We start from the raw sequence: 23,813 nt of genomic DNA, 5'->3' as shown, positions 1-23,813 counted from the left end.
GTAACGGATCAGGCTAAGGTAAAATTTGTGAGCGTTCTTAATTGAACATGCAAATTTTCGGCGAATGTCGTCTTCACAGTATAACCAGATTGCTTGGGGTTATATGGTCAAGTGAAGAAGCGCATACGGTGGATGCCTTGGCAGTCAGAGGCGATGAAAGACGTGGTAGCCTGCGAAAAGCTTCGGGGAGTCGGCAAACAGACTGTGATCCGGAGATGTCTGAATGGGGGAACCCAGCCATCATAAGATGGTTATCTTGCACTGAATACATAGGTGCAAGAGGCGAACCAGGGGAACTGAAACATCTAAGTACCCTGAGGAAAAGAAATCAACCGAGATTCCCTTAGTAGTGGCGAGCGAACGGGGACTAGCCCTTAAGCTTCTTTGATTTTAGCGGAACGCTCTGGAAAGTGCGGCCATAGTGGGTGATAGCCCTGTACGCGAAAGGATCTTAGAAGTGAAATCGAGTAGGACGGAGCACGAGAAACTTTGTCTGAATATGGGGGGACCATCCTCCAAGGCTAAATACTACTGACTGACCGATAGTGAACTAGTACCGTGAGGGAAAGGCGAAAAGAACCCCGGAGAGGGGAGTGAAATAGATCCTGAAACCGTATGCGTACAAGCAGTGGGAGCAGACTTCGTTCTGTGACTGCGTACCTTTTGTATAATGGGTCAGCGACTTATTTTCAGTGGCGAGCTTAACCGAATAGGGGAGGCGTAGCGAAAGCGAGTCTTAATAGGGCGTCTAGTCGCTGGGAATAGACCCGAAACCGGGCGATCTATCCATGGGCAGGTTGAAGGTTAGGTAACACTGACTGGAGGACCGAACCGACTACCGTTGAAAAGTTAGCGGATGACCTGTGGATCGGAGTGAAAGGCTAATCAAGCTCGGAGATAGCTGGTTCTCCTCGAAAGCTATTTAGGTAGCGCCTCATGTATCACTGTAGGGGGTAGAGCACTGTTTCGGCTAGGGGGTCATCCCGACTTACCAAACCGATGCAAACTCCGAATACCTACAAGTGCCGAGCATGGGAGACACACGGCGGGTGCTAACGTCCGTCGTGAAAAGGGAAACAACCCAGACCGTCAGCTAAGGTCCCAAAGTTATGGTTAAGTGGGAAACGATGTGGGAAGGCTTAGACAGCTAGGAGGTTGGCTTAGAAGCAGCCACCCTTTAAAGAAAGCGTAATAGCTCACTAGTCGAGTCGGCCTGCGCGGAAGATGTAACGGGGCTCAAACCATACACCGAAGCTACGGGTATCACGTAAGTGATGCGGTAGAGGAGCGTTCTGTAAGCCTGTGAAGGTGAGTTGAGAAGCTTGCTGGAGGTATCAGAAGTGCGAATGCTGACATGAGTAACGACAATGGGTGTGAAAAACACCCACGCCGAAAGACCAAGGTTTCCTGCGCAACGTTAATCGACGCAGGGTTAGTCGGTCCCTAAGGCGAGGCTGAAAAGCGTAGTCGATGGAAAACAGGTTAATATTCCTGTACTTCTGGTTATTGCGATGGAGGGACGGAGAAGGCTAGGCCAGCTTGGCGTTGGTTGTCCAAGTTTAAGGTGGTAGGCTGAAATCTTAGGTAAATCCGGGGTTTCAAGGCCGAGAGCTGATGACGAGTTACCCTTTGGGTGACGAAGTGGTTGATGCCATGCTTCCAAGAAAAGCTTCTAAGCTTCAGGTAACCAGGAACCGTACCCCAAACCGACACAGGTGGTTGGGTAGAGAATACCAAGGCGCTTGAGAGAACTCGGGTGAAGGAACTAGGCAAAATGGCACCGTAACTTCGGGAGAAGGTGCGCCGGTGAGGGTGAAGCACTTGCTGCGTAAGCCCACGCCGGTCGAAGATACCAGGCCGCTGCGACTGTTTATTAAAAACACAGCACTCTGCAAACACGAAAGTGGACGTATAGGGTGTGACGCCTGCCCGGTGCCGGAAGGTTAATTGATGGGGTTAGCTAACGCGAAGCTCTTGATCGAAGCCCCGGTAAACGGCGGCCGTAACTATAACGGTCCTAAGGTAGCGAAATTCCTTGTCGGGTAAGTTCCGACCTGCACGAATGGCGTAACGATGGCGGCGCTGTCTCCACCCGAGACTCAGTGAAATTGAAATCGCTGTGAAGATGCAGTGTATCCGCGGCTAGACGGAAAGACCCCGTGAACCTTTACTATAGCTTTGCACTGGACTTTGAATTTGCTTGTGTAGGATAGGTGGGAGGCTTTGAAGCGTGGACGCCAGTCTGCGTGGAGCCATCCTTGAAATACCACCCTGGCAACTTTGAGGTTCTAACTCAGGTCCGTTATCCGGATCGAGGACAGTGTATGGTGGGTAGTTTGACTGGGGCGGTCTCCTCCTAAAGAGTAACGGAGGAGTACGAAGGTGCGCTCAGACCGGTCGGAAATCGGTCGTAGAGTATAAAGGCAAAAGCGCGCTTGACTGCGAGACAGACACGTCGAGCAGGTACGAAAGTAGGTCTTAGTGATCCGGTGGTTCTGTATGGAAGGGCCATCGCTCAACGGATAAAAGGTACTCCGGGGATAACAGGCTGATACCGCCCAAGAGTTCATATCGACGGCGGTGTTTGGCACCTCGATGTCGGCTCATCACATCCTGGGGCTGAAGCCGGTCCCAAGGGTATGGCTGTTCGCCATTTAAAGTGGTACGCGAGCTGGGTTTAGAACGTCGTGAGACAGTTCGGTCCCTATCTGCCGTGGACGTTTGAGATTTGAGAGGGGCTGCTCCTAGTACGAGAGGACCGGAGTGGACGAACCTCTGGTGTTCCGGTTGTCACGCCAGTGGCATTGCCGGGTAGCTATGTTCGGAAAAGATAACCGCTGAAAGCATCTAAGCGGGAAACTTGCCTCAAGATGAGATCTCACTGGAGCCTTGAGCTCCCTGAAGGGCCGTCGAAGACTACGACGTTGATAGGCAGGGTGTGTAAGCGCTGTGAGGCGTTGAGCTAACCTGTACTAATTGCCCGTGAGGCTTGACCATATAACACCCAAGCAATTTGCGCTTAGAAAGCCAGATTGCGGTGTGGTGAAGACGAAACAAACCGAAAGTTTGCGGCTCACACCCGATCACATACCCGATTTGCTGGAACGCTGAAAAGCGCGCTGGCTCAAGAATTTCTTGACGACCATAGAGCATTGGAACCACCTGATCCCATCCCGAACTCAGCAGTGAAACGATGCATCGCCGATGGTAGTGTGGGGTTTCCCCATGTGAGAGTAGGTCATCGTCAAGATTAAATTCCGAAACCCCAATTGCGAAAGCAGTTGGGGTTTTGTTTTGCCCGTAGGAAAGTCATTTTGTGTTTCTATGCAACCGTCTTGCGCATGGCTATCATGCGGGCCTCATTGTCAGGGCGCAGTCCGCATGCTCACGTTGCTAAAACTTCTCAAGGACGGTCGCTTTCATTCGGGTCAGGCGCTGGGTGCTGCGCTGGGTATCAGTCGTAGTGCTGTCTGGAAGCAACTACAGCACTTGGAGGCAGACTTGGGTCTATCGGTTCATAAGGTCCGAGGTAAGGGGTACCAGTTGGCCAAGCCGCTGTTGCTTCTGGATGTGGCGCAAATCTGTGCAAATGGCCTCTGTGAGTGGCCTGTTCATGTATTCGATTCCATCGACTCCACCAACGCCGAGGCGCTGCGTTCCATCGAGCGTGGTGTCCAGGCGCCGTTCCTGGTTCTGGCTGAGAGGCAGATAGCCGGGCGCGGTCGTCGCGGTCGCAAGTGGGTCAGTCCGTTTGCAGACAATCTCTATCACAGCCTGGTGTTGCGCATTGACGGTGGCATGCGCCAGATAGAAGGGCTGAGCCTCGTTGTAGGGCTTGCTGTCATGCATGCGCTGCGCGACATGGGAATTGCGGAAGCGGCATTGAAATGGCCCAACGACGTCCTGGTGGGTGAGAAGAAGATCGCTGGCATCCTGCTTGAGTTGGTGGGAGATCCGGCGGATGTTTGTCATGTGGTTCTGGGTGTAGGAATTAACGTGAATATGCGCTCGACTGACGAGGTCGATCAGCAGTGGACATCCATGAGTCTTGAGTCGGGTCGAGATTTTGATCGCAATGAGCTTGTGGCTCGCTTGGGTGCGAAGCTTCAGCAATATCTGGCGCTTCATCATGAGGCGGGGTTTGCTGCGATCCAATCGGAGTGGGAGAGGTTTCACTTGTGGCAGGGGCGGGCTGTGTCGCTAATCGCTGGAGTCAATCGAATCGACGGCGTTGTCATGGGGATCGATCACCAAGGTGCGCTGCGTTTGAAGGTGGATGGTGTGGAAAAAACATTTAGCGGCGGTGAGCTCAGCTTGAGGTTGCGTGATGATTCTTGAGCTCGATTGCGGCAATAGTTTTATCAAGTGGCGTGTACTTCGCTCAGATGCAGTAACGCCTATTGAAGGAGGTGTTGTCAGCTCTGATGGCGATCTGTTGGTGAGCTTGAAGGATGCCGAAAAATTCCAGTTGAAGAAGTGTCGGCTGGTGAGTGTTCGGACGCCGGAAGAAACTGATTCGCTGGTTGCCATGTTGGTTAACGCATTTGGTGTGTCCGTGGTTCGTGCCATACCTACTCGCGAGATGGCGGGCGTGCGAAACGGCTATGAAGACTTTGAACGGTTGGGTCTGGATCGATGGCTAGCCCTTCTCGGCGGATACCATCTTGCTGCAGGTGCATGCCTGGTGCTTGATTTCGGTACGGCGATCACCGCCGATTTCGTGGCGGCAGATGGTGAGCACCTCGGAGGGTTTATCTGTCCTGGTATGCCGTTGATGCGTAACCAATTGCGCACCCATACTCGGCGAATTCGCTACGACGATACTGCCGCTGAGCGGGCCCACGAAAGCCTCGCTCCTGGTCGCACGACCGTCGAGGCCGTGGAGCGTGGTTGTTTGCTGATGCTCAGGGGCTTCGTCCTGACTCAGCTTGAGCTCGCGCGGCAATATTGGGGGCAGGACTTCGTGGTGTTCCTCACCGGAGGCGATGCCAATCTTGTTTCCGGCGTTGTCCCTGGTGCCAGAGTGGTGCCTGACTTGGTTTTTGTCGGGCTGGCGATGGCCTGTCCTTTATCTTGAGGTTTCTATGCGCTGGCTGTTTCTGTTATTGCTGGTTTTGAATGTCTTTTATTACGTTTGGCACCAGCAAGAGGCGCCCCTCCGAGCCAAGGATGTCACTCCGCTGAGTTTGTATCGTGGCTCCCAGCAAGATATTCATCTCTTGAGCGAAACTGCAGATGCGCTTGCCCGGCGCGACTCTACAAGCGCTGAGGCGCAAAAAACTTCGTGCGTTTACCTGGGGGGGTTGGTGCGTCCGGAAATGGCCAGGCAATTGGAGCAGCGCCTGGCGGCATCGGGTGTCGTAGCTCGCCCCGTGACATTGGGCGTGCAAAACTCATCTGAGAATGCTGGTTTCTGGGTTCAGGTTTCGCCAGACAGCGGTGCGAAGGTGAATGAAACCCTGGTTCAAAACCTTTCTAAAGAATTCAATGAGTTAAAACATAAAATAATGCCTTGTGAGGGGGTTGCACCCGCTGGGTAGTTTGCATAGAATGGCGCCCGCTTCGCAGTGAAGACCTTTACCGGTTGGCACGGCGAAGCGTAGTCAACGCAGCTAACCTCAGGTTTTTAATGAGAAAATGCTTGACAGAAGGCTGGCATGATATAGAATGCCGGCTCGCTTAGGAGGGGTTCCCGAGCGGCCAAAGGGATCAGACTGTAAATCTGACGTCTACGACTTCGAAGGTTCGAATCCTTCCCCCTCCACCAGTTTCTAGCGTGAGCTGCAGGCTCCGCGGGTATAGTTTAGTGGTAGAACCTCAGCCTTCCAAGCTGATGATGCGGGTTCGATTCCCGCTACCCGCTCCAAACTTGCGGATCGTGCAAAGTGTTTCGCTCTTGTAGCTCAGTTGGTAGAGCACACCCTTGGTAAGGGTGAGGTCAGCGGTTCAAATCCGCTCAAGAGCTCCATATAACAAGGCAGATATGAAAATATCTGCCTTTGTTTTAATGGCTTGTGTGACTCGCTAAATTTCTTCTCCTAAGGGTGATTTCGATGGCTAAGGAAAAGTTCGAACGTAATAAGCCGCACGTCAACGTGGGTACCATTGGTCACGTCGACCACGGTAAAACCACTCTGACCGCTGCTCTGACCCGTGTCTGCTCCGAAGTTTTCGGTTCGGCCAAGGTTGACTTCGACAAGATCGACAGCGCCCCGGAAGAGAAAGCTCGCGGTATCACCATCAACACCGCTCACGTTGAATACGATTCGTCCGTGCGTCACTACGCACACGTTGACTGCCCAGGTCACGCCGACTACGTAAAAAACATGATCACCGGTGCTGCCCAGATGGACGGCGCGATCCTGGTTTGCTCGGCCGCCGATGGTCCGATGCCACAAACCCGTGAGCACATCCTGCTGTCCCGTCAGGTAGGCGTTCCGTACATCGTTGTCTTCCTGAACAAGGCTGACATGGTTGACGACGCTGAGCTGCTGGAACTGGTTGAGATGGAAGTGCGCGACCTGCTGAGCACTTACGACTTCCCAGGTGATGACACTCCAATCATCATCGGTTCGGCTCTGATGGCCCTGAACGGCCAAGACGACAACGAAATGGGCACCAGCGCTGTGAAGAAGCTGGTTGAAACTCTGGACAGCTACATCCCAGAGCCAGAGCGTGCTATCGACAAGCCGTTCCTGATGCCAATCGAAGACGTCTTCTCGATCTCCGGTCGCGGTACTGTTGTGACTGGCCGTGTTGAGCGTGGCATCGTCCGCATCCAGGAAGAAGTTGAGATCGTCGGTCTGCGCGACACTCAGAAAACTACCTGCACCGGCGTTGAAATGTTCCGCAAGCTGCTCGACGAAGGTCGTGCTGGCGAGAACTGCGGCGTGCTGCTGCGCGGCACCAAGCGTGACGACGTTGAGCGTGGCCAGGTTCTGGTCAAGCCAGGCACCGTCAAGCCGCACACCAAGTTCACCGCAGAAGTTTACGTTCTGAGCAAGGAAGAAGGCGGTCGTCATACTCCGTTCTTCAAAGGCTACCGTCCACAGTTCTACTTCCGTACCACTGACGTGACTGGTAACTGCGAGCTGCCAGAAGGCGTTGAAATGGTAATGCCAGGTGACAACATCCAGATGACTGTCACTCTGATCAAGACCATCGCGATGGAAGACGGTCTGCGTTTCGCTATCCGTGAAGGCGGTCGTACCGTCGGCGCTGGCGTCGTAGCCAAAGTCATCGAGTAAACAGTTGTAATGTCTTTTTCGGGCCGGCATAATGGTCGGCCTGATTTTGTTTTAGGTCAGTAGCTCAATTGGCAGAGCGACGGTCTCCAAAACCGTAGGTTGGGGGTTCGATTCCCTCCTGACCTGCCAGATTCACTCAGTGTGTCTGGCTTTCTTTTCACAGGATCTGATAGATGACTCCTAAAGCTGAAGCTCAAGGCTCTCGCTTCGATCTGCTTAAGTGGCTAGTGGTAGTCGCTTTGGTGGTTGTTGGCGTTGTTGGCAATCAGTATTACTCTGCTTCGCCGATCCTGTACCGCGTACTTGCATTGCTCGCCATTGCTGCCGTTGCTGCCTTCGTTGGTCTGCAGACAGCCAAGGGCAAGTCTTTCTTTGTACTCGCTAAGGAAGCTCGCACCGAGATTCGTAAAGTCGTATGGCCGACTCGCCAAGAGACCACGCAGACCACGCTGATTGTCGTGGCTGTTGTCCTGGTCATGGCGTTGCTGTTGTGGGGTCTTGATTCCCTGCTCGGTTGGCTTGTTTCCTTGATTGTTGGCTAAGGGTGTCCCGTGGCTAAGCGTTGGTACGTTGTGCATGCTTACTCGGGTTACGAGAAGCATGTCATGCGCTCGCTGATTGAGCGCGTAAAGCTGGCTGGCATGGAAGACGGCTTTGGCGAGATTCTGGTCCCCACTGAAGAAGTGGTTGAGATGCGTAATGGCCAGAAGCGCAAAAGTGAACGCAAGTTCTTTCCAGGCTACGTGCTGGTACAGATGGATATGAACGAAGGGACTTGGCACTTGGTCAAGGATACCCCTCGGGTGATGGGTTTCATTGGCGGTACCGCTGATAAGCCTGCGCCAATTACTGACAAAGAGGCAGAAGCCATTCTGCGTCGTGTTGCTGATGGTAGCGACAAGCCTAAGCCGAAAACGCTGTTTGAGCCGGGTGAAGTGGTTCGCGTCACCGACGGTCCATTCGCCGACTTTAACGGTACGGTTGAAGAAGTTAACTACGAAAAGAGCCGGATCCAAGTGGCAGTGCTCATTTTCGGACGCTCTACTCCGGTAGAGCTCGAGTTCAGTCAGGTCGAAAAGGTCTGATTGAGCAGGCATCCCAACCCCGCAGCCCTAGGCTGTGGGGTTTTGTCGTCACTGGGATAAACGCGCAAGTAACCGGGGAGCCTTTCGAGGCGTTCGAACCCGTAATTGGAGTGCCTCATGGCCAAGAAGATTACCGCTTACATCAAGCTGCAAGTGAAGGCCGCTCAGGCTAACCCAAGCCCACCTGTTGGTCCTGCTCTGGGTCAGCACGGCGTGAACATCATGGAATTCTGCAAGGCTTTCAACGCCCGTACTCAGGGTCTTGAGCCAGGTCTGCCGACTCCAGTGATCATCACTGTCTACAGCGACCGTAGCTTCACTTTCGAAACAAAAAGCACCCCTGCTTCGGTTCTGCTGAAGAAGGCTGCAGGTTTGACCAGCGGTTCCGCTCGTCCAAACACCGTTAAGGTTGGCACCGTTACCCGTGCTCAGCTGGAAGAAATCGCGAAAACCAAAAACGCGGATCTGACTGCAGCTGATATGGATGCAGCCGTGCGTACTATCGCCGGTTCTGCTCGTAGCATGGGCCTTAACGTGGAGGGTGTGTAATGGCTAAGCTGACCAAGCGCCAAAAGGCTATCGCCGGCAAAATCGAAGCAGGCAAGGCCTACAACTTTGTAGACGCCGCCGCTCTGCTGGCTGAGCTGTCGACTGTCAAGTTCAGCGAGTCGTTCGACGTTGCTGTAAACCTGGGCGTTGACCCACGTAAATCCGACCAGGTCGTTCGTAGCGCTACCGTGCTGCCACACGGCACTGGCAAGACCGTTCGTGTTGCCGTGTTCACCCAGGGCCCAGCGGCTGAAGCTGCTCTGGCTGCTGGCGCTGACCGCGTAGGCATGGACGATCTGGCTGCTGAAATGAAGGGCGGCGACCTGAACTACGACGTAGTGATCGCATCCCCGGATGCCATGCGCGTTGTGGGTCAGTTGGGTCAGATCCTCGGTCCACGTGGTCTGATGCCTAACCCTAAAGTCGGCACCGTAACACCAGACGTAGCCACCGCGGTCAAGAACGCCAAGGCTGGTCAGGTTCGTTATCGCACCGACAAAAACGGCATCATCCACACTTCCGTTGGCAAGATCGGCTTCGACGCCGTCAAGCTGAAGGAAAACGTTGAAGCCCTGATCGCTGATCTGAAGCGTATCAAGCCAGCTTCCTCGAAAGGTATCTACGTCAAGCGCGTTACCCTGAGCACCACCATGGGCCCAGGTCTGGTCATCGATCAGAGCTCGCTCGACGCGTAAGACTTAAGGTTGGCGCAAGCAATTGCGTCAATCGAAAAATTGGGGTCCCTGCCTGGCGGGGGCTGTCCAAGACCGTAGGCGACGCAAGTCTTAAACCACAAGCCTACGCAGATGGTGCTCCCGGTTCCTTACCGAATCAGACACCAAAACGACATTCGGTTCCGACCGAATGAAACGGTAACAAGCAGGAGTTAAACCCGTGGCAATTAAACTCGAAGACAAGAAGGCCATCGTCGCTGAAGTCAACGAGGCTGCCAAAGCTGCTCTGTCCGCTGTCGTGGCTGATGCCCGTGGCGTAACAGTAGGCGCAATGACCGGACTCCGTAAAGAGGCTCGTGAAGCTGGCGTTTACGTACGTGTTGTACGTAACACCCTGCTCAAGCGCGCTGTTGCTGACACTGAATACAGTGTTCTCAACGACGTGTTCACCGGCCCGACCTTGATCGCGTTCTCCACCCAACATCCTGGCGCTGCTGCCCGTTTGTTCAAGGAATTCGCCAAAGGTCAGGACAAGTTCGAGATTAAGGCAGCTGCGTTCGAGGGCAAGTTCCTCGCAGCTAACCAGATCGACGTACTGGCAACTCTGCCGACCCGTGACGAAGCAATTTCTCAGCTGATGAGCGTGATTCAAGGCGCAACCAGCAAATTGGCTCGTACTCTGGCGGCATTGCGCGACCAGAAAGAAGCTGCCGCAGCCTAAGGCTCGACACTCCTTTCCGCGTTTTTTGTTTATTTCGATGGTCGCGTAGGCCGTCCCCCAATCCAGGAATTTAGATTCATGTCTATCTCTCAAAACGATATCCTCGAAGCCGTTGGCAACATGTCCGTAATGGAAGTTGTTGAGCTGATCAAAGCTTTCGAAGAAAAATTCGGCGTTACCGCTGCTGCTGCTTCTGCCGGCCCAGCTGTTGCTGTTGCTGCTGCTGAAGAGCAAACCGAGTTCAACGTTATCCTGACCGCCGCTGGCGAGAAGAAAGTTAACGTGATCAAGGCTGTTCGTGAGCTGACCGGTCTGGGCCTGAAAGAAGCCAAGGAGAAGGTTGACACCGCTCCTCAGGTCATCTCCGAAGGCGTTACCAAACAAGCTGCTGAAGACGCCAAGAAGAAATTGGAAGAAGCAGGCGCTGCTGTCGAAATCAAGTAATTTCGACCTTGCGTCTCCAGCCCGAGCGTTAAGCGACAGGCTGATGGCTGGTGGCTCTTGCCACCGGCCTTTTTCCGTTATTGGCAGCCGACTGGGTTGGTGCTGGTAACGAGCTGTAACCACCCGATGTGGTGGCGCAAACCATGGGGTTTGCACGATTTTCTGGCTGCTCCCGTCGGGAGAGGCCAAACAAGCAGGTGACCAAGCTGGGGAACGCTGATGGCTTACTCATATACTGAGAAAAAACGTATCCGCAAGGACTTTAGCAAGTTGCCGGACGTCATGGATGTGCCGTACCTCCTGGCCATCCAGCTGGATTCGTATCGTGAATTCTTGCAAGCGGGAGCGACTAAAGATCAGTTCCGCGACGTGGGCCTGCATGCGGCCTTCAAATCCGTTTTCCCGATCATCAGCTACTCCGGCAATGCTGCGCTGGAGTACGTCGGTTATCGCCTGGGCGAACCGGCATTTGATGTCAAAGAATGCGTATTGCGCGGTGTAACTTACGCCGTACCTTTGCGGGTAAAAGTGCGCCTGATCATTTTCGACAAAGAATCGTCGAACAAAGCGATCAAGGACATCAAAGAGCAAGAAGTCTACATGGGTGAAATCCCCCTGATGACTGAGAACGGTACCTTCGTAATCAACGGTACCGAGCGTGTAATCGTTTCCCAGCTGCACCGTTCTCCGGGCGTGTTCTTCGACCACGACCGTGGCAAGACGCACAGCTCCGGCAAACTGCTTTACTCCGCGCGCATCATTCCTTACCGCGGTTCGTGGTTGGACTTTGAGTTCGATCCGAAAGACTGCGTCTTCGTGCGTATCGACCGTCGTCGCAAGCTGCCGGCTTCGGTACTGCTGCGCGCGCTCGGCTATACCACCGAGGAAGTGCTGGACGCGTTCTACACCACCAACGTCTTCCACGTGCAGGGTGAAAACCTCAGCCTGGAACTGGTGCCTCAGCGCCTGCGCGGTGAAATCGCGGTCCTGGACATCCAGGACGACAAAGGCAAGGTTATTGTCGAGCAGGGTCGTCGTATTACCGCTCGCCACATCAACCAGCTGGAAAAAGCCGGGATCAAAGAGCTGCAGGTGCCGATGGACTACGTCCTGGGTCGCACCACGGCGAAGGCCATCGTGCATCCGGCCACTGGCGAAATCATTGCAGAGTGCAACACCGAGCTGTCCGTCGAAATCCTGGCGAAAATCGTCAAGGCCCAGGTCGTTCGTATCGAAACCCTGTACACCAACGATATCGACTGCGGTCCGTTCATCTCCGACACGCTGAAGATCGACTCCACCGGCAACCAGCTGGAAGCCCTGGTCGAGATCTATCGCATGATGCGTCCTGGCGAGCCGCCAACCAAGGATGCAGCCGAGACCCTGTTCAACAACCTGTTCTTCAGCCCTGAGCGTTATGACCTGTCTGCGGTCGGCCGGATGAAGTTCAACCGTCGTATCGGTCGTACCGAGATCGAAGGTTCGGGCGTGCTGAACAAGGATGACATCGTTGCGGTCCTCAAGACCCTGGTCGACATCCGTAACGGCAAAGGCATCGTCGATGACATCGACCACCTGGGTAACCGCCGTGTTCGCTGCGTAGGCGAAATGGCCGAGAACCAGTTCCGCGTTGGCCTGGTGCGTGTAGAGCGTGCGGTCAAGGAACGCCTGTCGATGGCTGAAAGCGAAGGCCTGATGCCGCAAGACCTGATCAACGCCAAGCCAGTGGCTGCGGCGGTGAAGGAGTTCTTCGGTTCGAGCCAGCTGTCCCAGTTCATGGACCAGAACAACCCGCTGTCCGAGATCACCCACAAGCGTCGCGTCTCCGCACTCGGCCCAGGTGGTCTGACCCGTGAGCGCGCAGGCTTCGAAGTTCGTGACGTACACCCGACCCACTACGGTCGTGTATGCCCGATCGAGACGCCGGAAGGTCCGAACATCGGTCTGATCAACTCCCTGGCAGCCTATGCGCGCACCAACCAGTACGGCTTCCTCGAGAGCCCGTACCGTGTGGTGAAAGACGCCCTGGTGACCGACGAGATCGTGTTCCTGTCCGCCATCGAAGAGGCCGATCACGTGATCGCCCAGGCTTCGGCCACGATGAACGACAAGAAAGTCCTGGTCGACGAGCTGGTTGCTGTTCGTCACCTGAACGAGTTCACCGTCAAGGCGCCGGAAGACGTCACCTTGATGGACGTGTCGCCCAAGCAGGTTGTTTCGGTGGCTGCGTCGCTGATCCCGTTCCTCGAGCACGACGACGCCAACCGTGCGTTGATGGGTTCGAACATGCAGCGTCAGGCTGTACCGACCCTGCGTGCCGACAAGCCGCTGGTGGGTACCGGCATGGAACGTAACGTTGCTCGCGACTCCGGCGTTTGCGTCGTGGCGCGTCGTGGCGGTGTGATCGATTCCGTCGATGCCAGCCGTATCGTGGTTCGTGTTGCCGATGACGAAGTTGAAACGGGCGAAGCCGGTGTCGACATCTACAACCTGACCAAATACACCCGCTCCAACCAGAACACCTGTATCAACCAGCGTCCGCTGGTCAGCAAGGGTGATCGGGTTCAGCGCAGCGACATCATGGCTGACGGTCCGTCCACCGACATGGGTGAACTGGCGCTGGGCCAGAACATGCGCATCGCGTTCATGGCGTGGAACGGCTTCAACTTCGAAGACTCCATCTGCCTGTCCGAGCGTGTGGTTCAGGAAGACCGCTTCACCACGATCCACATTCAGGAACTGACCTGTGTGGCTCGTGACACCAAGCTTGGCCCAGAAGAAATCACTGCGGACATCCCGAACGTGGGTGAGGCTGCACTGAACAAGCTGGACGAAGCCGGTATCGTTTATGTAGGTGCCGAAGTCGGCGCAGGCGACATCCTGGTGGGCAAGGTCACTCCGAAAGGCGAGACCCAGCTGACGCCGGAAGAAAAACTGCTGCGTGCCATCTTCGGTGAAAAAGCCAGCGACGTGAAGGACACCTCCCTGCGTGTGCCGACTGGCACCAAGGGTACCGTCATCGACGTACAGGTCTTCACTCGCGACGGCGTCGAGCGTGATGCTCGTGCACTGTCCATCGAGAAGACTCAGCTCGACGAGATCCGCAAGGACCTGAACGAAGAGTTCCGTATCGTTGAAGGCGCGACGTTCGAACGTCTGCGTGCTGCGCTGGTTGGCCACAAGGCCGAAGGCGGCGCCGGCTTGAAGAAAGGTCAGGAAATCACCGACGAAGTCCTCGACGGTCTTGAGCACGGCCAGTGGTTCAAACTGCGCATGGCTGAAGACGCTCTGAACGAGCAGCTCGAGAAGGCGCAGGCCTACATCGTTGATCGCCGCCGTCTGCTGGACGACAAGTTCGAAGACAAGAAGCGCAAACTGCAGCAGGGCGATGACCTGGCTCCAGGCGTGCTGAAAATCGTCAAGGTCTACCTGGCAATCCGTCGTCGCATCCAGCCGGGCGACAAGATGGCCGGTCGTCACGGTAACAAAGGTGTGGTCTCCGTGATCATGCCGGTTGAAGACATGCCGCACGATGCCAATGGCACCCCGGTCGATGTGGTCCTCAACCCGTTGGGCGTACCTTCGCGTATGAACGTTGGTCAGATCCTTGAGACCCACCTGGGCCTCGCGGCCAAGGGCCTGGGTGAGAAGATCAACCGTATGGTCGAAGAGCAGCGCAAGGTCGCGGACCTGCGTAAGTTCCTGCACGAGATCTACAACGAGATCGGCGGTCGCAACGAAGAGCTGGACACCTTCTCCGACCAGGAAATCCTGGACCTGGCGAAGAACCTGCGCGGCGGCGTTCCAATGGCGACTCCGGTGTTCGACGGTGCCAAGGAAAGCGAAATCAAGGCCATGCTGAAACTGGCAGACCTGCCGGAAAGCGGCCAGATGCAGCTGTTCGATGGCCGTACCGGCAACAAATTCGAGCGTCCGGTTACCGTTGGCTACATGTACATGCTGAAGCTGAACCACTTGGTAGACGACAAGATGCACGCTCGTTCTACCGGTTCTTACAGCCTGGTTACCCAGCAGCCGCTGGGTGGTAAGGCGCAGTTCGGTGGTCAGCGTTTCGGGGAGATGGAGGTCTGGGCGCTGGAAGCGTACGGTGCTGCCTACACTCTGCAAGAAATGCTCACAGTGAAGTCGGACGATGTGAACGGCCGGACCAAGATGTACAAAAACATCGTGGACGGCGATCACCGTATGGAGCCGGGCATGCCCGAGTCCTTCAACGTGTTGATCAAGGAAATTCGTTCCCTTGGCATCGATATCGATCTGGAAACCGAATAACACGTGACGCGAATCGAGAGCGGGGCTGTCTGGCCCGCTCTCTGCTCCGCCAGGAGGAAAGGCCTTGAAAGACCTACTGAATTTGCTGAAAAACCAGGGTCAAGTCGAAGAGTTCGACGCCATCCGTATTGGATTGGCCTCGCCTGAGATGATCCGTTCGTGGTCGTTCGGTGAAGTTAAAAAACCGGAAACCATCAACTACCGTACGTTCAAGCCTGAGCGTGACGGCCTGTTCTGCGCCAAGATCTTTGGCCCGGTCAAGGATTACGAGTGCCTGTGCGGTAAGTACAAGCGCTTGAAACACCGTGGCGTGATCTGCGAGAAGTGCGGCGTTGAAGTTGCGCTGGCCAAGGTTCGTCGTGAGCGCATGGCGCACATCGAACTGGCTTCGCCGGTTGCCCACATCTGGTTCCTGAAATCGCTGCCGTCCCGTATCGGCTTGCTGATGGACATGACCCTGCGTGATATCGAACGTGTTCTCTACTTCGAGAGCTATGTCGTGATCGACCCGGGCATGACCACCCTTGAAAAGGGCCAGTTGCTCAACGACGAGCAATATTTCGAAGCGCTGGAAGAGTTCGGTGACGATTTCGACGCCCGCATGGGTGCCGAAGCTGTCCGTGAACTGCTGCACGCGATCGATCTGGAGCACGAGATTGGCCGTCTGCGTGAAGAAATTCCGCAAACCAACTCCGAAACCAAGATCAAGAAGCTGTCCAAGCGCCTGAAGTTGATGGAAGCCTTCCAGGGTTCCGGCAACCTGCCTGAGTGGATGGTGCTGACCGTTCTGCCGGTTCTGCCGCCAGACCTGCGTCCGCTGGTTCCGCTCGATGGCGGTCGTTTCGCGACTTCCGACCTCAACGATCTGTATCGTCGAGTGATTAACCGTAACAACCGTTTGAAGCGCCTGCTGGATCTGTCCGCTCCTGACATCATCGTGCGCAACGAAAAGCGCATGCTGCAGGAAGCTGTGGATGCCTTGCTGGATAACGGTCGTCGCGGTCGCGCTATCACCGGTTCGAACAAGCGTCCTCTGAAATCCCTGGCCGACATGATCAAGGGTAAGCAAGGTCGTTTCCGTCAGAACCTGCTCGGTAAGCGTGTTGACTACTCCGGTCGTTCGGTAATTACCGTAGGCCCGACCCTGCGTCTGCACCAGTGCGGTCTGCCGAAGAAGATGGCTCTCGAGCTGTTCAAACCGTTCATTTTCGGCAAGCTGGAAATGCGTGGTCTGGCGACCACCATCAAGGCCGCCAAGAAGATGGTCGAGCGCGAGCTGCCAGAGGTCTGGGACGTTCTCGCCGAAGTGATTCGCGAACACCCCGTGCTGCTCAACCGTGCACCGACCCTTCACCGTCTGGGCATCCAGGCGTTTGAACCGGTACTGATCGAAGGTAAGGCTATCCAGCTGCACCCGCTGGTCTGCGCTGCGTACAACGCCGACTTCGACGGTGACCAGATGGCCGTGCACGTACCGCTGACGCTGGAAGCCCAGCTTGAAGCGCGTGCGTTGATGATGTCGACCAACAACATCCTGTCGCCAGCCAACGGTGAGCCAATCATCGTGCCGTCGCAGGACGTTGTATTGGGTCTGTACTACATGACGCGTGAAGCGATCAACGCCAAGGGCGAAGGTCGTGTGTTCGCGGATCTGCAGGAAGTTGACCGTGTGTTCCGTGCCGGCGAAGCCGCACTGCATGCCAAGGTCAAGGTGCGGATCAACGAAACCGTGAACGATCGCGATGGCAACAGCGTGACCAACACCCGTATCGTCGACACCACCGTCGGCCGTGCGCTGTTGTTCCAGGTTGTGCCAAAAGGCCTGTCGTTCGATGTCGTCAACCTGCCGATGAAGAAAAAGGCGATCTCCAAGCTGATCAACCAGTGCTACCGCGTGGTTGGCTTGAAGGAAACCGTGATCTTCGCTGACCAGTTGATGTACACCGGTTTTGCCTATTCGACCATTTCCGGCGTTTCCATCGGTGTTAACGACTTCGTTATCCCGGATGAAAAAGCCCGCATCATCGGTACCGCTACCGAGGAAGTGAAAGAGATCGAAAGCCAGTATGCTTCCGGCCTGGTAACCCAGGGCGAGAAGTACAACAAGGTGATCGACCTCTGGTCCAAGGCGAACGACGAAGTTTCCAAGGCGATGATGGCCAACCTCTCGAAAGAGAAAGTCATCGACCGTCATGGCGACGAGGTCGAGCAGGAATCCTTCAACTCGATGTACATGATGGCCGACTCGGGCGCACGGGGTTCTGCTGCGCAGATCCGTCAGCTCGCCGGTATGCGTGGCCTGATGGCCAAGCCGGACGGCTCCATCATCGAGACCCCGATCACCGCGAACTTCCGTGAAGGCCTGAGCGTACTCCAGTATTTCATCTCCACGCACGGTGCTCGTAAGGGTCTTGCGGATACCGCGTTGAAAACGGCGAACTCCGGTTACCTGACACGTCGTCTGGTAGACGTAGCGCAAGACCTGGTGGTGACCGAGATCGATTGCGGCACCGAACATGGCCTGGTCATGACTCCGCACATCGAAGGCGGCGACGTGGTCGAGCCGTTGGGTGAGCGCGTATTGGGTCGTGTCATCGCCCGTGACGTATTCAAGCCAGGTACCGAGGACGTCATCGTTCCTGCCGGCACCCTGGTAGACGAGAAGTGGGTAGAGTTCATCGAGCTGAACAGCATCGATGAAGTGATCGTGCGTTCGCCGATCAGCTGCGAAACCCGCTACGGCATTTGCGCCAAGTGCTACGGCCGCGACCTGGCTCGTGGTCACCAGGTGAACATCGGTGAATCGGTCGGCGTTATCGCGGCCCAGTCCATCGGTGAGCCGGGTACCCAGCTGACCATGCGTACGTTCCACATCGGTGGTGCGGCCAGCCGGACCTCCGCGGCCGACAGCGTACAGGTGAAGAATGGCGGTACTGTCCGCCTGCACAACCTCAAGCACGTTGAGCGTGTGGACGGTCACCTGGTTGCCGTGTCCCGTTCCGGTGAACTGGCGATTGCCGACGACTTCGGTCGTGAGCGCGAGCGCTACAAGCTGCCGTATGGTGCGGTGATTTCGGTCAAGGAAGGTGACAAGGTCGACGCTGGCGCCATTGTGGCCAAGTGGGATCCGCACACTCACCCGATCGTTACCGAAATGAAAGGTACCGTGACCTACGTGGGCATGGAAGAAGGCATCACGATCAAACGTCAGACCGACGAATTGACCGGTATGACCAACATCGAAGTGCTCGATCCGAAAGATCGTCCAGCTGCTGGCAAGGACATCCGTCCTGCCGTGAAGATGGTCGACGACAACGGCAAGGATCTGTTGCTGCCAGGCACTGACGTTATCGCTCAGTACTTCCTGCCAGCCAACGCCCTGGTCGGTGTTGCGGACGGTGCGCGGATCGCGATCGGTGATGTTATCGCCCGTATCCCGCAGGAAACTTCGAAGACCCGCGACATCACCGGTGGTCTGCCGCGTGTTGCCGACTTGTTCGAAGCCCGTCGTCCGAAGGAAGCCTCGATCCTGGCTGAAGTCAGCGGCACCATCGCGTTCGGTAAGGAAACCAAGGGCAAGCGCCGTCTGGTCATTACCCCGAACGACGGTAGCGATCCGTACGAAGAGCTGATTCCGAAGTGGCGTCACCTGAACGTCTTCGAAGGCGAACAGGTCAACCGCGGCGAAGTAATCTCCGACGGTCCGAGCGATCCACACGACATCCTGCGTCTGCTGGGTGTGAGTGCGCTGGCCAAGTACATCGTGAACGAGATCCAGGACGTTTATCGCCTGCAAGGCGTGAAGATCAACGACAAGCACATCGAGACCATCTTGCGTCAGATGCTGCGTAAAGTTGAGATCTCCGAGTCCGGCGATTCCAGCTTCATCAAGGGCGACCAGATGGAACTGACTCACGTACTGGTAGAGAACGAGCGTCTGAGCACGGAAGACAAGTTTGTCGCCAAGTTCACCCGCGTTCTGTTGGGTATCACCAAGGCGTCGTTGTCCACCGAATCGTTCATCTCGGCGGCTTCCTTCCAGGAAACCACTCGCGTACTGACCGAAGCGGCGGTAACCGGCAAGCGCGATTATCTGCGCGGCCTGAAAGAAAACGTGGTCGTGGGTCGTCTGATCCCGGCCGGTACCGGTTTGGCCTATCACAGCGAGCGTAAGCGTCGCCGTGATGCAGACAAGCCGTTGCGCGTAAGCGCCAGTGAAGTGGAAGCTGCACTGACCGAAGCGCTGAACTCGAGCGGTAACTGAGTTCTGCGGTAATTGAGTGCCGGGCCCTGGTCGCCCCGTTCGGCGGATCAAGACACATTGTCGAGATCCGGCGAGCGGGGAGGTCGGGGCCTTGCCTTGACTGGGGACAAGATCCTCTTTAGACTCTTGATCCCCTAAATTTGGCGGGAATTCGTTCCTGCCATTTTGCTTTTCTTGCAAGACAATAGCGTCGCAAGACAACAGTGGAGCTAGTAGATGGCAACTATCAACCAGCTGGTACGTCAGCCGCGTAAGCGTATCGTCGAGAAATCCGACGTACCTGCGCTGCAGAACTGCCCGCAACGTCGTGGCGTATGCACCCGCGTGTATACCACTACGCCGAAAAAACCTAACTCGGCACTGCGTAAAGTATGCCGTGTGCGCCTGACCAACGGTTTCGAGGTTTCCTCGTACATCGGCGGTGAAGGCCACAACCTGCAAGAGCACAGCGTGGTACTGATCCGCGGCGGTCGTGTAAAAGACTTGCCAGGTGTTCGTTACCACACCGTTCGCGGTTCTTTGGATACTTCCGGCGTTAAAGGTCGTAACCAGGGTCGTTCGAAATACGGTACCAAGCGTCCGAAATAATCGGCCGTTTTTTGCAGTTTTTAATTTTATTGAGTCGATAAGAGTAAGGTCGGGCACGCGTCAGCTGTCCCGGGCTAACCTGAAGACCGTTTGAGGGCTTATCAATGCCAAGACGTCGCGTAGCAGCCAAGCGTGAGATTCTGGACGATCCGAAATACGGAAGCCAGATCCTCGCCAAGTTCATGAACCACGTAATGGAAAGCGGCAAGAAAGCCGTTGCCGAACGTATCGTTTATGGCGCGCTGGAAAAAGTTAAAGAGCGTAAGAACTCCGATCCCCTGGAACTCTTCGAAAAAGCACTCGACGCCATCGCTCCGCTGGTCGAAGTGAAGTCGCGCCGCGTAGGCGGTGCTACCTACCAGGTTCCGGTTGAAGTTCGTCCGTCCCGTCGTAACGCTCTGGCCATGCGCTGGCTCGTAGACTTCGCCCGCAAGCGCGGCGAGAAGTCCATGGCTCTGCGTTTGGCTGGTGAACTGTTGGACGCTGCTGAAGGTAAAGGTGCTGCAGTTAAGAAGCGTGAAGACGTGCACCGTATGGCTGAAGCCAACAAGGCTTTCTCGCACTACCGCTTCTAATTTTAGCGTCACTCAATTTGCGAGGGCTTTATGGCTCGTACTACACCGATTAACCGCTACCGTAACATCGGTATCGTCGCTCACGTGGATGCTGGTAAAACCACCACCACCGAGCGCGTCCTTTTTTACACCGGCAAAAGTCACAAAATGGGCGAGGTGCATGACGGCGCCGCGACCACAGACTGGATGGTGCAGGAGCAGGAGCGTGGTATTACCATTACCTCTGCTGCCATCACCGCCTTCTGGAAGGGTTCCGAGAAGCAGTACCCACACGAGCATCGCTTCAACGTCATCGATACCCCGGGCCACGTAGACTTCACCATTGAAGTTGAGCGTTCCCTGCGTGTACTCGACGGCGCGGTCGTTGTGTTCTGCGGTACTTCGGGTGTTGAGCCTCAGTCGGAAACCGTATGGCGTCAGGCCAACAAATACGGCGTTCCACGTCTTGTTTACGTAAACAAGATGGACCGTGCTGGTGCCAACTTCCTGCGCGTGATCGGTCAGATCAAGCAGCGTCTGGGTCACACTCCGGTGCCTATCCAGCTCGCTATCGGTTCGGAAGACAACTTCCAGGGCCAGATCGACCTGATCAATATGCAAGCGGTTTACTGGAATGACTCCGACAAGGGCATGGTCCCTGTTCGCAAGGACATCCCGGCCGAGCTGTTGGAAGAAGCCGAGCAGTGGCGCAGCAACATGGTCGAGGCTGCGGCCGAAGCCAATGAAGAGCTGATGAACAAGTACCTCGAGGGCGAAGAGCTCACCATCGAGGAAATCAAGGCCGCTCTGCGTCAGCGTACTATCGCTGGTGAGATCGTCCTGGCTGTTTGCGGTTCTTCCTTCAAGAACAAGGGCGTTCCCCTGGTTCTCGACGCTGTTATCGACTTCCTGCCTGCTCCAACCGACATTCCTGCTATCAAGGGCTCCAACCCTGATAACGAGGAAGAGGAAATGGAGCGTCACGCAAGCGACGACGAGCCGTTCGCGGCCCTGGCGTTCAAGATCGCTACCGACCCATTCGTGGGTACCTTGACCTTCGTTCGAGTTTACTCGGGCGTGTTGGCCTCCGGCGACGGCGTGATCAACTCGGTAAAAGGCAAGAAAGAGCGCGTGGGTCGTATGGTGCAAATGCACGCAAACGCCCGTGAAGAAATCAAGGAAGTGCGCGCTGGCGACATCGCGGCCTTGATCGGCATGAAGGACGTCACCACTGGTGAGACTTTGTGCAACGCTGACAAGCCAATCATCCTGGTTCGCATGGACTTCCCAGAGCCGGTTATTTCGGTTGCCGTTGAGCCAAAAACCAAGGATGACCAGGAAAAAATGGGTATCGCTCTGGGCAAGCTTGCTCAGGAAGACCCGTCTTTCCGCGTCAAGACTGATGAAGAGACTGGTCAGACGATCATCTCCGGCATGGGCGAGCTGCACCTGGACATCCTGGTTGACCGGATGCGCCGTGAGTTCAACGTCGAAGCCAACATCGGTAAGCCTCAGGTCTCCTATCGTGAGCGCATCACGAAGAGCTGTGAGATCGAAGGCAAGTTCGTTCGTCAGTCCGGCGGTCGTGGTCAGTTCGGCCACTGCTGGATCCGTTTTGCTCCTGCTGACGAAGGTCAGGAAGGTCTGCAATTCCTGAACGAAGTCGTGGGCGGTGTGGTTCCTAAGGAATACATCCCGGCGATCCAGAAGGGTATCGAAGAGCAGATGAAGAACGGCGTTGTTGCCGGCTATCCGCTGATCGGCCTGAAGGCGACCGTGTTCGACGGTTCTTACCACGACGTCGACTCCAACGAGATGGCGTTCAAGGTGGCTGCTTCCATGGCGACCAAGCAACTGGCCCAGAAGGGCGGTGGTGAGTTGCTCGAGCCGATCATGGCCGTTGAAGTCGTTACGCCTGAAGACTACATGGGTGATGTCATGGGCGACCTTAACCGTCGTCGCGGCATGATTCTGGGTATGGAAGATACGGTTTCCGGCAAGGTCATTCGCGCCGAGGTTCCGTTGGGTGAAATGTTCGGTTACGCAACCGACGTTCGTTCCATGTCTCAGGGTCGCGCAAGCTACTCCATGGAATTCAAAAAATACAATACAGCTCCGTCGCATATCGTCGAAACTGTTACCAAAAAGCAAGGCTGATTCAGCCCTTTAAGCTAGGAGTTAATTGTCGTGGCTAAAGAAAAATTTGAACGGAACAAACCGCACGTCAACGTTGGCACCATCGGCCACGTTGACCACGGTAAAACCACTCTGACCGCTGCTCTGACCCGTGTCTGCTCCGAAGTTTTCGGTTCGGCCAAGGTTGACTTCGACAAGATCGACAGCGCCCCGGAAGAGAAAGCTCGCGGTATCACCATCAACACCGCTCACGTTGAATACGATTCGTCCGTGCGTCACTACGCACACGTTGACTGCCCAGGTCACGCCGACTACGTAAAAAACATGATCACCGGTGCTGCCCAGATGGACGGCGCGATCCTGGTTTGCTCGGCCGCCGATGGTCCGATGCCACAAACCCGTGAGCACATCCTGCTGTCCCGTCAGGTAGGCGTTCCGTACATCGTTGTCTTCCTGAACAAGGCTGACATGGTTGACGACGCTGAGCTGCTGGAACTGGTTGAGATGGAAGTGCGCGACTTGCTGAGCACTTACGACTTCCCAGGTGATGACACTCCAATCATCATCGGTTCGGCTCTGATGGCCCTGAACGGCCAAGACGACAACGAAATGGGCACCAGCGCTGTGAAGAAGCTGGTTGAAACTCTGGACAGCTACATCCCAGAGCCAGAGCGTGCTATCGACAAGCCGTTCCTGATGCCAATCGAAGACGTCTTCTCGATCTCCGGTCGCGGTACTGTTGTGACTGGCCGTGTTGAGCGTGGCATCGTCCGCATCCAGGAAGAAGTTGAGATCGTCGGTCTGCGCGACACTCAGAAAACTACCTGCACCGGCGTTGAAATGTTCCGCAAGCTGCTCGACGAAGGTCGTGCTGGCGAGAACTGCGGCGTGCTGCTGCGCGGCACCAAGCGTGACGACGTTGAGCGTGGCCAGGTTCTGGTCAAGCCAGGCACCGTCAAGCCGCACACCAAGTTCACCGCAGAAGTTTACGTTCTGAGCAAGGAAGAAGGCGGTCGTCATACTCCGTTCTTCAAAGGCTACCGTCCACAGTTCTACTTCCGTACAACTGACGTGACTGGTAACTGCGAGCTGCCAGAAGGCGTTGAAATGGTAATGCCAGGTGACAACATCCAGATGACTGTCACTCTGATCAAGACCATCGCGATGGAAGACGGTCTGCGTTTCGCTATCCGTGAAGGCGGTCGTACCGTCGGCGCTGGCGTCGTAGCCAAAGTCATCGAATAAGTCTCTTTTATAG

At 55.7% G+C, this 23,813-nt stretch carries 16 protein-coding genes, 4 tRNA genes and 2 rRNA genes; all 22 read left to right on the top strand.

The features are described from left to right. Positions 1–105 precede the first annotated feature (105 nt). The 22 genes from V3H56_RS24585 to tuf (V3H56_RS24480) all read left to right on the top strand — a co-directional run bounded on the left by V3H56_RS24585 (position 106) and on the right by tuf (V3H56_RS24480) (position 23,800). A 23S ribosomal RNA gene (locus V3H56_RS24585) occupies positions 106–2,997 on the top strand. A gap of 137 nt (positions 2,998–3,134) precedes the next feature. Beyond that, positions 3,135–3,250, top strand: a 5S ribosomal RNA gene (rrf, locus tag V3H56_RS24580). 131 nt (positions 3,251–3,381) lie between these two features. Then, complete coding sequence (birA, locus tag V3H56_RS24575) at positions 3,382–4,338, top strand: bifunctional biotin--[acetyl-CoA-carboxylase] ligase/biotin operon repressor BirA (protein ID WP_047736381.1); 957 nt, start codon at positions 3,382–3,384, stop codon at positions 4,336–4,338. After that, complete coding sequence (locus V3H56_RS24570) at positions 4,328–5,077, top strand: pantothenate kinase (RefSeq protein ID WP_042732897.1); 750 nt, start codon at positions 4,328–4,330, stop codon at positions 5,075–5,077. Before birA ends, V3H56_RS24570 begins: the two co-directional genes overlap by 11 nt. A gap of 7 nt (positions 5,078–5,084) precedes the next feature. Then, positions 5,085–5,540 (top strand): hypothetical protein, encoded by a 456-nt coding sequence (locus V3H56_RS24565; protein ID WP_338473952.1) that lies wholly within the window; start codon positions 5,085–5,087, stop codon positions 5,538–5,540. A 142-nt stretch (positions 5,541–5,682) separates the two neighbouring features. Next, positions 5,683–5,767 (top strand) — tRNA-Tyr (locus tag V3H56_RS24560). Positions 5,768–5,792: 25 nt separating this feature from the next. Further along, positions 5,793–5,866: transfer RNA gene (locus tag V3H56_RS24555), tRNA-Gly, on the top strand. A gap of 26 nt (positions 5,867–5,892) precedes the next feature. Next, positions 5,893–5,968: transfer RNA gene (locus V3H56_RS24550), tRNA-Thr, on the top strand. An 85-nt stretch (positions 5,969–6,053) separates the two neighbouring features. Beyond that, complete coding sequence (gene tuf, locus V3H56_RS24545; RefSeq protein WP_047736380.1) at positions 6,054–7,247, top strand: elongation factor Tu; 1,194 nt, start codon at positions 6,054–6,056, stop codon at positions 7,245–7,247. 53 nt (positions 7,248–7,300) lie between these two features. Then, positions 7,301–7,376: transfer RNA gene (locus V3H56_RS24540), tRNA-Trp, on the top strand. Between the two features lie 44 nt (positions 7,377–7,420). Further along, positions 7,421–7,789 carry a preprotein translocase subunit SecE gene (gene secE, locus V3H56_RS24535; protein WP_003186101.1) on the top strand — a complete coding sequence of 123 codons (369 nt, stop codon included), beginning with the start codon at positions 7,421–7,423 and terminating at the stop codon, positions 7,787–7,789. A 9-nt stretch (positions 7,790–7,798) separates the two neighbouring features. Continuing rightward, positions 7,799–8,332, top strand: coding sequence for a transcription termination/antitermination protein NusG (gene nusG, locus V3H56_RS24530; RefSeq protein WP_010443972.1), 534 nt, complete (start codon positions 7,799–7,801; stop codon positions 8,330–8,332). A 117-nt stretch (positions 8,333–8,449) separates the two neighbouring features. After that, positions 8,450–8,881 carry a 50S ribosomal protein L11 gene (rplK, locus tag V3H56_RS24525; RefSeq protein ID WP_003176435.1) on the top strand — a complete coding sequence of 144 codons (432 nt, stop codon included), beginning with the start codon at positions 8,450–8,452 and terminating at the stop codon, positions 8,879–8,881. Further along, on the top strand, positions 8,881–9,576 hold the full coding sequence (gene rplA, locus V3H56_RS24520; RefSeq protein WP_003186095.1) for a 50S ribosomal protein L1: 696 nt from the start codon (positions 8,881–8,883) through the stop codon (positions 9,574–9,576). Before rplK ends, rplA begins: the two co-directional genes overlap by 1 nt. A 199-nt stretch (positions 9,577–9,775) precedes the next feature. Further along, on the top strand, positions 9,776–10,276 hold the full coding sequence (gene rplJ, locus V3H56_RS24515; RefSeq protein ID WP_003206099.1) for a 50S ribosomal protein L10: 501 nt from the start codon (positions 9,776–9,778) through the stop codon (positions 10,274–10,276). 78 nt (positions 10,277–10,354) lie between these two features. Further along, positions 10,355–10,720 (top strand): 50S ribosomal protein L7/L12, encoded by a 366-nt coding sequence (gene rplL, locus V3H56_RS24510; protein WP_042730529.1) that lies wholly within the window; start codon positions 10,355–10,357, stop codon positions 10,718–10,720. 219 nt (positions 10,721–10,939) lie between these two features. Next, entirely contained in the window at positions 10,940–15,013 is a 4,074-nt protein-coding gene (rpoB, locus tag V3H56_RS24505; protein ID WP_042730528.1) for a DNA-directed RNA polymerase subunit beta, read from the top strand. Between the two features lie 64 nt (positions 15,014–15,077). Further along, the gene (rpoC, locus tag V3H56_RS24500; RefSeq protein ID WP_042730527.1) at positions 15,078–19,277 is read left to right on the top strand and encodes a DNA-directed RNA polymerase subunit beta'; all 4,200 of its coding nucleotides are present in this window, start codon (positions 15,078–15,080) and stop codon (positions 19,275–19,277) included. Positions 19,278–19,493: 216 nt separating this feature from the next. Next, complete coding sequence (gene rpsL / locus V3H56_RS24495; protein WP_003186084.1) at positions 19,494–19,865, top strand: 30S ribosomal protein S12; 372 nt, start codon at positions 19,494–19,496, stop codon at positions 19,863–19,865. Between the two features lie 104 nt (positions 19,866–19,969). Beyond that, positions 19,970–20,440 carry a 30S ribosomal protein S7 gene (gene rpsG, locus V3H56_RS24490; RefSeq protein ID WP_024776462.1) on the top strand — a complete coding sequence of 157 codons (471 nt, stop codon included), beginning with the start codon at positions 19,970–19,972 and terminating at the stop codon, positions 20,438–20,440. Positions 20,441–20,470: 30 nt separating this feature from the next. Beyond that, the gene (gene fusA, locus V3H56_RS24485; protein WP_042730526.1) at positions 20,471–22,576 is read left to right on the top strand and encodes an elongation factor G; all 2,106 of its coding nucleotides are present in this window, start codon (positions 20,471–20,473) and stop codon (positions 22,574–22,576) included. Positions 22,577–22,606: 30 nt separating this feature from the next. Then, positions 22,607–23,800 (top strand): elongation factor Tu, encoded by a 1,194-nt coding sequence (gene tuf / locus V3H56_RS24480; RefSeq protein WP_047736380.1) that lies wholly within the window; start codon positions 22,607–22,609, stop codon positions 23,798–23,800. Positions 23,801–23,813: the final 13 nt, after the last annotated feature.

Origin of the sequence: Pseudomonas sp. MS646 (assembly GCF_036693845.1) — a bacterium.
In the GTDB taxonomy this organism is placed as follows: domain Bacteria; phylum Pseudomonadota; class Gammaproteobacteria; order Pseudomonadales; family Pseudomonadaceae; genus Aquipseudomonas; species Aquipseudomonas chlororaphis_E.
This window is presented reverse-complemented; position numbering and strand designations above follow the sequence as displayed.

Excerpts from the sequence above, each read along its gene's own strand:
- birA (WP_047736381.1), top strand. The coding sequence starts at position 3,382 with ATGCTCACGTTGCTAAAACTTCTCAAGGACGGTCGCTTTCATTCGGGT.
- rpsL (WP_003186084.1), top strand. The coding sequence starts at position 19,494 with ATGGCAACTATCAACCAGCTGGTACGTCAGCCGCGTAAGCGTATCGTC.
- rpoB (WP_042730528.1), top strand. The coding sequence starts at position 10,940 with ATGGCTTACTCATATACTGAGAAAAAACGTATCCGCAAGGACTTTAGC.
- secE (WP_003186101.1), top strand. The coding sequence starts at position 7,421 with ATGACTCCTAAAGCTGAAGCTCAAGGCTCTCGCTTCGATCTGCTTAAG.
- fusA (WP_042730526.1), top strand. The coding sequence starts at position 20,471 with ATGGCTCGTACTACACCGATTAACCGCTACCGTAACATCGGTATCGTC.
- V3H56_RS24570 (WP_042732897.1), top strand. The coding sequence starts at position 4,328 with ATGATTCTTGAGCTCGATTGCGGCAATAGTTTTATCAAGTGGCGTGTA.
- rplL (WP_042730529.1), top strand. The coding sequence starts at position 10,355 with ATGTCTATCTCTCAAAACGATATCCTCGAAGCCGTTGGCAACATGTCC.
- V3H56_RS24565 (WP_338473952.1), top strand. The coding sequence starts at position 5,085 with ATGCGCTGGCTGTTTCTGTTATTGCTGGTTTTGAATGTCTTTTATTAC.
- rpsG (WP_024776462.1), top strand. The coding sequence starts at position 19,970 with ATGCCAAGACGTCGCGTAGCAGCCAAGCGTGAGATTCTGGACGATCCG.
- rplA (WP_003186095.1), top strand. The coding sequence starts at position 8,881 with ATGGCTAAGCTGACCAAGCGCCAAAAGGCTATCGCCGGCAAAATCGAA.
- tuf (WP_047736380.1), top strand. The coding sequence starts at position 6,054 with ATGGCTAAGGAAAAGTTCGAACGTAATAAGCCGCACGTCAACGTGGGT.
- rplK (WP_003176435.1), top strand. The coding sequence starts at position 8,450 with ATGGCCAAGAAGATTACCGCTTACATCAAGCTGCAAGTGAAGGCCGCT.